Origin of the sequence: Bradyrhizobium sp. Pha-3, assembly GCF_042258325.1 — a bacterium.
Taxonomy (GTDB): Bacteria; Pseudomonadota; Alphaproteobacteria; order Rhizobiales; family Xanthobacteraceae; genus Bradyrhizobium; species Bradyrhizobium elkanii.
Map to the genome: position 1 here is coordinate 2,577,042 of NZ_CP170151.1, position 12,912 is coordinate 2,589,953.

7 protein-coding genes and 1 pseudogene are annotated in these 12,912 nt (G+C 63.1%); 6 read left to right on the top strand and 2 right to left on the bottom strand.

Annotation, left to right across the window (positions count from 1 at the left end):
- Positions 1–474: 474 nt before the first annotated feature.
- Positions 475–729 (bottom strand): hypothetical protein, encoded by a 255-nt coding sequence (locus tag ACE10X_RS12060; RefSeq protein WP_016843182.1) that lies wholly within the window; start codon positions 727–729, stop codon positions 475–477.
- Positions 730–1,091: 362 nt separating this feature from the next.
- Positions 1,092–1,352: a hypothetical protein gene (locus ACE10X_RS12065; RefSeq protein WP_155258731.1), complete on the bottom strand. Its 261-nt coding sequence runs from the start codon at positions 1,350–1,352 to the stop codon at positions 1,092–1,094.
- 576 nt (positions 1,353–1,928) lie between these two features.
- On the opposite strand from ACE10X_RS12065, the gene ACE10X_RS12070 reads away from it, so the two are divergent.
- The 6 genes and pseudogenes from ACE10X_RS12070 (at position 1,929) to ACE10X_RS12095 (ending at position 12,672) form a co-directional block, all read left to right on the top strand.
- Positions 1,929–2,249, top strand: coding sequence for a DUF736 domain-containing protein (locus ACE10X_RS12070; RefSeq protein ID WP_018270286.1), 321 nt, complete (start codon positions 1,929–1,931; stop codon positions 2,247–2,249).
- A 314-nt stretch (positions 2,250–2,563) separates the two neighbouring features.
- Positions 2,564–3,283: a hypothetical protein gene (locus tag ACE10X_RS12075; RefSeq protein WP_028343861.1), complete on the top strand. Its 720-nt coding sequence runs from the start codon at positions 2,564–2,566 to the stop codon at positions 3,281–3,283.
- On the top strand, positions 3,264–4,457 hold the full coding sequence (locus ACE10X_RS12080; RefSeq protein WP_028343862.1) for a hypothetical protein: 1,194 nt from the start codon (positions 3,264–3,266) through the stop codon (positions 4,455–4,457). The genes ACE10X_RS12075 and ACE10X_RS12080 overlap by 20 nt, the downstream gene beginning before the upstream one ends.
- Positions 4,458–4,874: 417 nt before the next feature.
- Positions 4,875–6,997 (top strand): annotated as a pseudogene (locus tag ACE10X_RS12085) (ParB/RepB/Spo0J family partition protein).
- Between the two features lie 246 nt (positions 6,998–7,243).
- On the top strand, positions 7,244–11,572 hold the full coding sequence (locus ACE10X_RS12090; RefSeq protein WP_028343863.1) for a strawberry notch-like NTP hydrolase domain-containing protein: 4,329 nt from the start codon (positions 7,244–7,246) through the stop codon (positions 11,570–11,572).
- Positions 11,572–12,672, top strand: a complete 1,101-nt coding sequence (locus ACE10X_RS12095) for a toprim domain-containing protein (RefSeq protein WP_035633030.1) — start codon at positions 11,572–11,574, stop codon at positions 12,670–12,672. Before ACE10X_RS12090 ends, ACE10X_RS12095 begins: the two co-directional genes overlap by 1 nt.
- Positions 12,673–12,912 lie beyond the last annotated feature (240 nt).

Here is a 12,912-nt window from a genome sequence, read left to right on the forward strand (position 1 = left end):
GCATCACTCAGCAACCGGCGTGCCAGACCGTGAAGAACCGACGAGAGACCAAAAAGTTGTGCTTTTTCACGCCGCGCCAGCCAACTCCTCGGGCGGCTTCCGAACATGAATGTCGGTAACCTGACGCGGTCGTACGAGATCGGAGGGCAGTACCCAATGCTATCGTGCACAACGATCGCATCGGGTCACCGTTCAGCCTTTGCAACTGCTCCTCTTCGATCGGGCAGTTGAGCATTGCGGCCGTTGCGCTGCTATTGATCAGGGTTAGTTTCATGGCTTCCGTCGGGCGGCCACGGCAAACGCGCGAGTTAAATGGCTGAACCTTCGTCCTTGTCGTATTCCTTGAAGATCGACGACCGTCACAGTTCATCTTGGTGCGGCTGAACCTCCGGCCAGCGGGTGCGAGTGGAGGGTTACCCGGACACGGCCTCGCGTCAGTCGCTTCCCACCCACCGGTGTGCTGCTGGTTGCGGATCAATCAGTCTCCTTGTCCGGTGCGTTGCCGCCGGCTGCACTCTTCGCGCCCTTGGTCGATTTCCTGCCCACTTTCCCGCCCGCGGTCCTGAGTTTGGGCAAAGAATCGTCATCATCACTCATGCCGCTCTGTACGCTCCTGTCTTGCATGCCTTTGCGAGCCCTGGCGTCGGTGGCGAGGCTTTGCACAATGACGGAGTATGCGAGGAAAGCGGAAATGCCGCATGCGATTACAGAGGTCTTCGCTAATTTCATCCATGTCTCCTGGATCGAATTGCTTGCGAGGGAGCGATTTTGGCTTAATGCGGCTGCGCCGTTCGCTTCGCGTTGAGGGGTACGAACGGCGCAATACTCACGATGACGCCGAACCAGCTCTGTCATTTGGTTGTGTGACGTCCCGATCCGATGCTTCGCGTCATCAGGATCTGCCGACGGTTTCCAGGCTACGCCCTGACGTGGCGTGAGGTTCAAGCGATTTCTGCAGTTTGACTATCAGTCCGCCGTTCCCGGGGCCGTTTTTTATGTGGTATCAGGCTGCTCTTCCGGGATCGTGCAGGTCTGGGCCTGTCGCTCAAGCGGCTTGACGAAAGCGTCTTTCAGCGCGCTGGCTAATAGGCCTAATTTCTCTGGCAACGTGGATTTTCGTTGGTCTGGGCAATGGCGAGCTGCTCATGCTCGGAATTCGAAACCGTCCAACGGAAGATGGCCATCGAGAGGCAGATGTTTTGCCTGCCCCAGATCGCAATGCTTGCCGGGCTGCCTTCGCTTGCCTCGGCGCGTTTCGTGTTGGCGGCAGGACGCGGACGCGCTTGACTGTGCTTGCTTGCGGTGAGCCGTCCGTTCGAGCCGGCTAGACTTGGCGGAGCCGTCTCAACCATTCTCACGGCCGCCACACGCGAGGGATGATCATTCGTCTCCTTCCTCGTCGAACAAGTTCGGGTAGATCGGTTCGTTGAATGCGGGGTCAAGATGACGAGAACGAGAAGCAAATCCGCCTCTTCGGTGCGCTTCGACCAGGCTGCAGCAATCTCGGCCTAGCCCACTCGTCGCGGTGGCGGATTGCGCGCTCTCGATGTTCGTTCACGGACGATACCGCCCTTTGCAGCAGATCGTTTCTATTTCTTCGCTGAATCGTTCCAACATCTTGTGCAGCTGAACCGAAATTGGCCAATCTTCTCCTTGAAATTGCGCTTCAGCACGCGGACGCACGTGGCCTCTTTGATGGCTTGATCTGGCCGAAGACCGGCTTCGCCTCGATCGTCTGAGCCGCAACGCCGTTGATGCGACTTTCTTCCCCTGGGCTTCGCCCATTCCTCGCGAGACAAGAAAGTCGCCTCAACGCCGTCCTCCGCTGCGCTCCGGCCCGAACGGGTGCGTCGCCGATCGTCCTCGGCCTTTAGATCGCCATCGAGGCCGCGGTGGTCGCGGGCTCGAAACACAACAGGAGAAGTGACATGGCTAACATCGGTTCTTTCAAGAAGCTGGGCAACGATTTCCAGGGCGAGATTGTCACCCTGAGCCTGCAGGCAAAGGGCGTCCGCATCGTCGCCGAGACCAACCGCTCCAACGACAACGCTCCGAGCCACCGAATCTATGTAGGCCGGGCCGAGATCGGCGCAGCCTGGTCGAAGCGCTCCGAAGAGGGCCGCGATTACCTCTCGCTCAAGCTCGACGACCCCTCGTTCAACGCACCGATCTACGCGAACCTGTTCGACGACGAAGGCGGCGAGGGCTACACGCTGCTGTGGTCGCGCCCGCGCAAGAACGGCGAGTGAGCCTCGATCCTTCAGAGCCCCGCTCAGACTATTGGGCGGGGTTCGTTTTTCTGCGCGAGCCAGCGAGAATATCTCGCTGTTGGATAGGTTGCACGGATCGATCTGGGCCGGCTCCTCCGGCGCCGGCGCCCCGCCCAGGTTTTGCGCGCGTCTTAGCGGCCTCAAACACGGGGGCGTTCGTCGCCGCCTGTGCGCGCATAAGCGCGGCCTTCTGCGAGGCGGAGCGAGTCGGCGAAGGCGGGCCTGGCTTTGGGCAAGAACCTTCTCGTCCTCGAATTGCAAAAGCGCAAACAGCCGGCCGCTCGCGCTCGACTGTGAGAAGATGGCGCATCTACACGCCGCGTCATGCGCCTGCCGCGACCCTTGAGAGAAATCTGACTTTTGCGCTCAAGAACGAAGCAATAGAGCTCGCCATCCTGAAGCGGCTTTTCCTCGCCGTGCGGGAGGAGATTGCGGAGCTTGTGAAGCAGACGCCGATCGGGCTCTACACGCGTCGCATCTGGTTTCTCTATAAATGGCTGTTGGGACCCGAACTCAATCTGCCCACGGCGGACAAAATCTCCTATGTCGATGCCGTCGATACCGAACTCCAGTTCGCGAACTCCGGGCAGAATTCGATACGGCATCGCGTCCGCAACAATCTGCCAGGGACGTCAGACTTTTGGCCACTCGTGTTCAAAATGTCTTGTCAAGCGTTGGCTGAGTTATTGCCGCCTCCCTGCGGGACCGGGCTGTCGGCTGGCGCTGAAACCCCGGCTTGCGCCGGGTTTTCACCCTTCGGGCTTCCATCCCTGACGGAAGCTGCGACGCGGCGGATGCCGCCGTCGCGGGTCTTGGTCAAGGGTCTTGGTCAAGGGTCTTGGTCAAGGGTCTTGGTAGAAGGCCTTGGTCGCGCGTCTTGGACGTTGCCGTTGGCGACCGATGATACAGGAGAGGCAGAGGGGAGCGGCCTTGGCCATGACGGGTTGAGGGTCGGAGGAGAGTCTTCCGGCGCCCGTCATGGAGATTGCTCCCATGAATACGCAGATTGTTGATGCCAGCCGCAACGCCAGTTTCGGTTACAGAGTGGATGTGAGCCGCGGCGAGCGCATTGGTCGGGTGTCCTCGGAGTGGTTCTGTCGTCCGGCGGATGAGCGCTATCTGTCGCTCAACGAACTGGCCTGCACGGTGCGCGATCGCGCGGACCGCAGCCGGACGCGCGTGGTCGAAAGCGCGCTCATCCATGTCGAGGCAAACCGTGCCGATCCTGAGCGCCTGGCCTTGATGCTGCCCGGCTTGGACACGCCGCTCGCCCCGACCCACTGGAGCTTCGGCCAGCTTGCAAGCCAGGTTGGCGCTCCGGCCACCTACCTGCGGCAGCTCCCCGCGGCACTCGCAGCAATCAACCTGCAATATGGCCTGACCGACAATCGGGTCGAGCAGATCAAAACGCTCGAGACCGAGGGTAGCCGCATCGAGCTTCGCGCTGTCACCGGTCCCGACTATGGCCGGATCTACGACCACGAGCTGGTTGAGGCCGTACAACGCATCGCTGGCAATGGCACAGGCGATACACGGTGGAAGGTGCCTGGTGCGCTCGACTGGTCAAGTGGCATCTACAATCCCCGCGTCGACATTTCCAAGGACACGACGACCCTCTACGCGTCGGACAGGGACGTTTTCCTGTTTCTGGTCGATGATCTGAATCCCATCGAGGCCGGTCGTCTCCGGGACGGCTCGCCCGACCTCTATTTCCGAGGCTTCTATTGCTGGAACTCGGAAGTTGGCGCGAAGACGCTCGGCATGGCGAGCTTCTATCTTCGTGCGGTTTGTCAGAATCGCAATCTGTGGGGCGTGGAAGATTTCGAGGAGATGACCATCCGCCATTCCAAATACGCAGCCTCCCGCTTTGCTCACGAGGCAGCCCCGGCACTGTTGAACTTCGCCGACTCCTCACCCATGCCCTTTGTCAACGGCATCAAGGCCGCCCGCGAGCGGATCGTGGCACGCAGCGACGAGGATCGCACCGAGTTTCTGCGCCGCCGCGGCTTCTCCAAGGCCGAGACAGGCAAGGTGATTGAGGCGGTGCTGGCGGAGGAAGGCCGCCCGCCTGAAAGCATCTTCGATTTCGTGCAGGGCATCACCGCCGTCGCGCGCGACAGGCCGCATCAGGATGTCCGCCTGGACATGGAGGCCAAGGCCAAGAAGTTGCTCGACCGCGTGGCGTAATTGCGGCCAAGCCGGGGATTCCGTTCTCCGGCTTGGCTTGTCTGCGCTCTTCCGGCTCACCAGTTCGGGGATGGCGCTGCCTCTCGGGGAGACGTTGATGTCCGTCGCGGGCCGGCAATTCCGCGGCGGCTCGGAGACCGTAGCGCCGTCGCCAAAACCGGCGCGGCACCGAAAGATGCACGCCAAGTGTCGCGATACTCGCTTGCAGCTTCGACCCACGTGACCTCGACTTCTGAAACGAGAGGTGAACTGGATCGCATCCGAGCTCGGGCAACTCAGTTTTCCGATAGCGCGGCAGCCGCCAACCACCGCCATTGCGCCAGCAAGAAAGCGAGAGCGAGAGAGGGGCAGGCATGTTCGTGAACGGGTTGGAGGCCGAGAGAGAGGCTCCCGGCCGCCCGTTTCGGAGAAACTGACATGGCAAAGGCCGTTCAGAAGATCAAGCTGTCGTCGTCGCGCGACATTCCCTTCAGCAAACTCATCTTGAGCCAGAATAATGTGCGGCGCCTCAAAGCCGGCATCTCGATCGAGGATCTTGCCGAGGACATCGCCCGGCGCTCCCTGCTGCAAAGTCTCAACGTCCGGCCTGTCCTCGACGACGAAGGCCGGGAAACCGGCATGTTCGAGGTGCCGGCCGGAGGTCGCCGCTATCGCGCACTTGAGCTCCTGGTCAAGCAGAAGCGTCTGGCGAAGACCGCGCCGGTCCCATGCATCGTCAGTGACATGGCTGACGTGATCACCGCGGAAGAAGACTCGCTCGCCGAGAACGTGCACCGCATCGCGCTTCATCCCCTGGACCAGTTTCGCGCATTCCAGACCCTGCGCGAGCAAGGGCGGTCCGAAGAAGATGTCGCGGCCATCTTCTTTGTATCCGTCAACGTGGTGAAGCAGCGGCTGCGGCTTGCGGCGGTGTCCCCGAAGCTGCTCGAGGTTTACGCCGACGACGGCATGTCGCTCGAACAGTTGATGGCGTTCTCGGTTACCGCCGATCACGGCCGGCAGGAACAGGTCTGGGAGACCGTCAACAAGTCGGGTTATGAAGAGCCGTATCAGATCAGGCGCCTCCTGACCGAGCGTGCGGTGCGGGTCTCCGACAGGCGCGCCCGATTTGTCGGCCTCGCCGCTTATGAAGCGGCCGGCGGCGGCGTGCTGCGCGATCTCTTCGAAGAAGATGGCGGCGGCTGGCTCGAGGACGTTGCGCTGCTGGAGCGTCTCGTGGCTGAGAAGTTGCGGGCAGAAGCTGAGGCGATCGCCGCCGAAGGCTGGAAGTGGATAGAGGTGACCGCCGCCAGCTTTCCCTACGGCCATGACCACGGGCTCCGCCGGCTCGAGGCAGATCCGGCGGCTCTCACCGCCGAAGAGCAGGCGCGCTTCGATACTCTCCAGGTTGAATACGACGCGCTTGAGGCAAGATTTGAAGGCGCTGACGAACTGCCCGGTGAGGTGGACGCGCGGCTCGGCGAACTCGAGCAGGCGCTCGAAGCGTTCAACAACCGGCCGGACATCTTCGAGCCGGACCAGATGGCCAGAGCCGGCGTCTTCGTCAGCATCGATTGCGAAGGACGGCTTTCTGTCAATCGGGGTTATGTCCGACCGGAGGACGAGGAGCCTGCGGCCGGTGTCGAAGGCGAGCGAGGCACCGATGTAGCGGTGACTGAAGGGCAGGAGCCCGGTGCTTCGGTCCAGCGCACGGCGATTTCGCTCGCCGGTGCATCGACCGAGCCGGAGGAGCATGATGAGGATGCGGCAAGGCCGTTGCCGGATCGACTCATCACCGAAAGGCGCATCGTACGTTGGCATTACGGGACGCGCTGGCAGAACATCCGGCAATCGCGTTCCAGGCGGTGCTGCACAATTTCGTGCTGACGGCCTTTTACCGGTACGGATCGTCCAACACATGTCTGGAGATCGGACTTCGTACGCCGACCTTTCCCGCTCAAGCCCCCGGGCTCAGGGAAAGCGCATCTGCCAAGGCAGTTGAGGCCCGGCACGAGTCCTGGAAGGCCCGGCTGCCCAAGAGCGAGAACGATCTCTGGGATGCGCTCACGGCCCTTGACGGTGCCGCACAGGCATCCCTGTTCGCTCACTGTGCGTCATTTGCGGTCAACGCCGTCCATGAGCCGGCCAACCGTTACAATCAGGGCCGTGTCTATGCTCACGGCGTCTGCTCTCGGTTCGATCAGGCCGATGTGCTGGCGCGTGCTGTCGGCCTCGACATGGTTCAGTCCGGCTGGCGACCGACTGTTGACAATTATCTCGGCCGCGTCACCAAGCCGCGTATCCTGGAGGCGGTGCGGGAGGCGCGAGGTGAATCGTCCGCGCAATTGATCGATCACCTGAAGAAGTCCGAGATGGCCAGCGAGGCCGAGCGTCTTCTCGAGGGTTCGGGCTGGTTGCCGGAGCTGCTGCGCCCGGTCGACGCCACCGCCTCGCCAGTCGAACAGGAAGGGGAGGCTGGCTCGCTCCCCGAATTCCTCGCCAACGAAGGGCAGGAGGAGGGTGGCGACGAGGCTGAACCACAGCTCGATGCCGCCGAATGACGCCTCATCGCGGGACGGCTCCGGCCGTCCCGTACGCCTTCCTTCGCACGTCTCGTCCCGCGCCCGTCCACGCCGTGTCCGGCAGTGATTTCGTCTTGTCGCCCGGCCGAATGTGGTGGCGCGGCGTGAGGGCGCGCGGCTGCCTCCTGAGAGGCAGAGAGCGGCCGAGACGGGTTTGAGCCGGCACGGTCCAGAGAGAGCGCCAGCCGGCTCGACCCGTTCCCGCTCTCCGAAAGACATCCTGCCATGACCGAATCTCTCACCGGCGGCGCTGCCGCCGCGCCGCTCTCGATGCGTGCCGCTGCAAGTCTAACCTCTGCGGCTCTCCGCGCTGCACAGCAGCTCTTGATTGAGCTCGAACGCGGTCGTCGCATCGATGCCGCTGTCCTGCGTAGCGCCATGGAGGCTGCCTTCGCCGGCTCGGACGCGGCCGGTGCCTGGAATTGGAAGACCGCCTATGACGCCTGCGAGGCGGCGACCGTTCTATTCCTTCGCAAGTTCGGCCCGACCATGCGCGCCAAGGCGGGTTCGACGGCTGCCATGCTGCCGATGCTCGCAAGGATCGCAAGCTGTCTGCCGACCCATACGCGGCGTTCCGAGGATGGCCAGGCACTTCAACAATTCTCGACGCCGATTCCGCTCGGCCTTGTTGCATCTGTGGCGGCGGGCGTTACGCCTGCCGATCGCGTTCTCGAGCCCTCGGCAGGGACAGGCTTGCTTGCGATCTTTGCCGAGCTTTCGGGCGGCGCCCTGGTGTTGAACGAGTTGGCCGAGCCGCGCGCGACATTGCTCGATCAGCTGTTCACCAACGTTAAGGTCACCCGCTTTGACGCCGCCCAGATCGATGATCACCTTGAGGCGAGGGTTGCCCCGAGCGTCGTCTTGATGAACCCGCCGTTCTCGGCTGTGGCGAATGTCGAACGACCGATGCCGGACGCAGCTCTCCGGCACATCACCTCAGCCTTGGCGCGCCTTTGCGACGGCGGCCGTCTTGTCGTCATCGTCGGCAAGAGCCTTGCGCCGGATAATCCGGCATGGACGGAAGCCTTTGTTCGTCTCCAGGAACGCGGGCGGGTTGCGTTTTCTGCCGCCATTGACGGCGCCGTCTACGCCAAGCACGGGACACAAACGGACACAAGGCTGCTTGTGATCGACAAGCTGCCTGCGCCTGATCCGAAAATCTTTCCCGCTTCACCGGGCATGGCGAGCGATGTCGCCACCTTATTTGGCTGGGTGGCCCGGCATGTGCCGTCGAGGCTACCCGTCGTCACTACGCCGGTTGGGCGCGACCTTATTCGTTGTGGTCCAGCGAAGGCGAGATCGACCGCCGCCGCTGTACCGTGTCTACCGTCCACGTCGGGACGTGTGGCGCCAAGAGGCGTAGAGCTCAACTACGAGACAGTCGATTGGTCTCCGCCGGAAAGCGCCCGACTGACCGATGCGCTTTATGAGGAGTACGAATTGCAGTCGATCCGGATTTCCGGATCGCATCCACATCCGACCAAACTCGTGCAGTCCGCGGCAATGGCATCCGTCGCGCCACCGAAGCCGACCTACCGTCCGCATCTGCCGCCACGTGTGGTGACAGATGGACTTCTGTCGGACGCTCAGCTCGAGAGCGTCATTTATGCCGGCGGAGCACATTCCGAATTCCTGGCAGGCTCCTGGACCGTCGATCCGACCTTTGATGTTGTGGCCGCCGCGTGCGAGGACGCTCAGAATGCCATCCGCTTTCGCCGTGGCTGGTTCTTGGGCGATGGCACCGGCGCGGGCAAGGGACGTCAGGTCGGTGGAATCCTGCTCGACAATTGGCTCAAGGGCCGCCGCCGTGCGGTCTGGATCAGCAAATCCGACAAGCTGATCGAAGATGCCCAGCGCGACTGGTCGGCGCTCGGCATGGAGCGCCTGCTGGTGACGCCGCTGTCCCGGTTTCGCCAGGGGACGGCGATCCGGCTTTCGGAAGGCATCCTATTTACAACCTATGCCACGCTACGCACCGACGAGCGCGGCGAGAAGCTTTCGCGTGTCAGCCAGATCGTTGAATGGTTGGGCTCCGACTTCGAAGGAGTGATCATCTTCGACGAGAGCCACGCCATGCAGAATGCGGTCGGGGGCAAGGGCGAGCGCGGCGACCGGGCGGCCTCTCAGCAGGGGCGCGCGGGCCTGAGGCTCCAGCACGCCTTGCCGAATGCTCGGGTGGTCTATGTGTCGGCGACGGGCGCCACCACAGTGCACAACCTCGCTTATGCGCAACGCCTCGGGCTCTGGGGCGGCGCGGACTTCCCGTTCGCCACGCGCGCCGAGTTCGTCGAGGCGATCGAGGAGGGTGGGGTGGCGGCCATGGAGGTCCTGGCTCGTGACCTAAAGGCGCTCGGTCTCTATGCCGCCCGCTCGCTGTCTTATGAGGGCGTCGAGTACGAGCTCGTCGAGCACCAGCTTACGTCCGAGCAGGTTCGCATCTACGACGCCTATGCTGACGCGTTCAGCATCATCCATAACAATCTCGACGCCGCGATGCGGGCCGCCAACATCACCGGCGAAACCGGAACGCTGAACGGACAGGCCAGATCGGCGGCGCGATCCGCCTTCGAAAGCGCCAAGCAGCGCTTCTTCGGGCATCTGTTGACCTCGATGAAGACGCCTTCGCTGATCCGATCGATCGAGCGTGATCTCGACGCCGGCCATGCCGCGGTGATTCAGATCGTCTCAACGGGCGAGGCGCTGATGGAGCGTCGGCTGGCCGAAATTCCGACCGAAGACTGGGGCGACGTCCAGGTCGACATTACGCCCCGCGAGTATGTCCTCGACTATCTCGCTTTTTCCTTCCCGGTGCAGCTCTACGAGCCCTTCACTGATTCAGAGGGTAATCCTTGCTCGCGGCCTGTCTATCGCGACGGCCAACCGGTCGAGAGCCGGGAGGCTGTCTTGCGCCGCGATCGCTTGATCGAAAAGCTCGCCTCGCTGCCGCCTGTTCCTGGGGCGTTGGACCAGGTCATCCAGCGTTTCGGCACCGACATGGTCGCCGAAGTGACCGGCCGTTCGCGCCGCATCGTTCGCAAGCATGGCCGATTGGTGGTCGAGAGCCGAGCGGGCTCGGCGAACCTCGCGGAAACCTCGGCCTTCATGGATGACGTCAAGCGCGTCCTCGTGTTCTCCGACGCGGGCGGCACGGGACGGAGCTACCATGCCGAACTGTCGGCCCGAAATCGCCGGTTGCGGGTCCATTACCTGCTCGAGCCCGGCTGGAAGGCCGATGCCGCGATCCAGGGGCTTGGCCGGACCAACCGGACCAATCAGGCGCAGCCGCCGCTGTTTCGTCCCATCGCGACGGATGTGAAGGCCGAAAAACGCTTTCTCAGCACCATTGCGCGGCGGCTCGACACGCTGGGCGCGATCACACGCGGTCAGCGCCAGACTGGAGGGCAGGGCCTGTTTCGGCCGGAGGACAATCTCGAAAGCCGGTACGGGCGTGATGCCTTGCGTCAACTCTACACATTGCTCGTTCGCGGCAGGATCGACGGCTGCTCGCTCGAGAGGTTCGAGGATGCGACCGGCCTGCAACTGACCGATGCCAATGGGCTGAGGGATGAGCTGCCGCCGATCACGACCTTCCTCAATCGTTTGCTGGCGCTCACCATCGACTTACAGAACGTCCTGTTCACCGTCTTCGAACAGCTCTTGATGGCTCGGATCGAGGGCGCGGTTGCTTCCGGCACCTATGACATTGGGCTGGAAACGCTCCGCGCCGAGAGCTTTGTCGTCTGCGACCGGCGGACGGTCTACACCCATCCGGGCACGGGGGCGCAGACCCGCCTGCTTACGCTGACCCAGCGCTGGCGCAATCATCCCTTAAGTCTCGATGAGGCTCTGGCTCGGCTTTCCGATCATCGCGCGATTCCGTTGTTCAATGAACGCTCGGCCCGTGCGGCCGTGCAGCTCCCGGCGCCAAGTTTCATGCTCGACGACGGCGAGATCGAGCGGCGCATCCGCTTGATACGGCCGATGGAGCAGCACAGCGTCTCCCTCAACATGATGGCGGAAAGCCATTGGGCCGAATCGGATCGCGAACGCTTTGCCGCCGCCTGGCTGGCGGAACTCGCAGAGCTACCCGAGTTCTCGGAGAGTACGATCCACGTCGTGGCCGGCTTGCTGTTACCCATCTGGAAGCGGCTGCCGAACGAATCAAGCCGAGTTTATCGGCTCCAGACCGACGCGGGCGAACGCATCATCGGCCGCAAGGTCTCCGCCGCCTGGGTCGCGAACGTCCTTGCCGCGGATGCGCCCACGTTGACGCCGGACGCTGCCTTTGCCGCGCTGATGGAGGGACAGATCGTCCTCGATCTTGCCGAAGACCTCCAGCTTCGCCGTGTCCGATTGATGGGCGCAACCCGCATCGAACTGTCGGGACTCAACGACACGATGCGCGATCGCCTGCGGGCTTATGGTCTGTTCGGGGAGATCATCTCCTGGAAGCTCCGCATGTTCGTGCCCACGGACGCAAGCGGTGTGGAGGTCCTGGCGAAGGTGCTCGACAGCTATCCGGTCGCGCGCGTCGGTGGACGGGAGGCCGCGTGATGCCCCGCGACGCCTCCGAATTGGCACGCCGCCTCGCGCGCGAGGCCGAGGCGGTATGCAGGCACTATCTCTCCAATGGTAAGCGGGCCGGACGGTACTGGGTGGTCGGCGACGTCCGCAACACGCCGGGCCGTTCGTTGTTCGTACGGCTCCAGGAATCGCCGAAGGGACCCGCCGGCAAATGGACCGATGCCGCGACCGGAGAACATGGTGACCTCCTCGACGTCATCCGCGAAAGTCTGGCCTTGCGAGACTTTCGCGAGGTGGCCGAGGAGGCGAGACGCTTTCTGAAGCTACCTCGTTCCGAGCGGCAACCTACCCCGGAACGGGTGGGTCCAGCCGTGCTGGCCGGATCGCAGCAAGCCGCCCGTCGCCTTTTTGCCATGTCCAGCCCAATCGACGGGACTGTGGTCGAAGCTTATTTGCAACGTCGCGGAATAGCCCGCATCCACCATGGTGGCAGCTTGCGCTTCCACCCACGTTGCTACTATCGACCGGACGATCATTTGCCGACCGAAACATGGCCAGCGATGATCGCCTGCGTCACGAACCTCGCCGGGCGGATCTCCGGCGTGCATCGCACCTGGCTCGATCCTGACGGATTTGATCGCGTCCGGCTCGGCAAGGCCCCTGTCGACACGCCACGACGGGCCATGGGTGACCTGCTCGGCAATGCCGTTCGTTTCGGCCTGGCGGACGACGTGCTCGCTGCCGGCGAGGGTATCGAGACCATGCTGTCGCTGCGTTACCTCCTGCCGAGCCTGCCGATGACAGCGGCGCTGTCGGCCAATCACCTCTCGGCCATGTTGCTGCCGTCTGGGCTACGTCGGCTCTATATCGCCCGCGACGCCGATGCCGCCGGAGATGCCGTACAAGCTAACCTTACCCAGCGCGCGGAAGATGCCGGCGTTGAAGCGATCGCGTTGTCGCCTCGGCTGGGCGACTTCAATGAAGATCTGCACATCTTAGGCCCTGAAGCGCTCCGAGCAGCGTTGCGGCTTCAACTCGTACCAGAAGATGTCGTTCGCTTCTTGCATTCGCTCCCGCCGGCCGCGGAAAAAGCCGACATCGTTCGATCGATCGCGATGGATCGGTGGTAGATTGGGCCAATGCCGGAAGGGCACGCGACCACGGCCTTCTAGAGGGCGATCGGACGCCAAGCGGTTCGGGCCGGCAATGGCTGCGTCCGGCTATTTTCCGCCGCGCGCAGGCGATGAGAAGGCACGCCAGCGATCCGACCGGCGCGCTTTGCATCGCGAAGCAAAATAGCCGGCCTTCGCCATCCTCCGCTGCCGCTTCGGCCCTCCGCTTCCGCCTGCGCCCTAGCGGGCTTCGGCGGA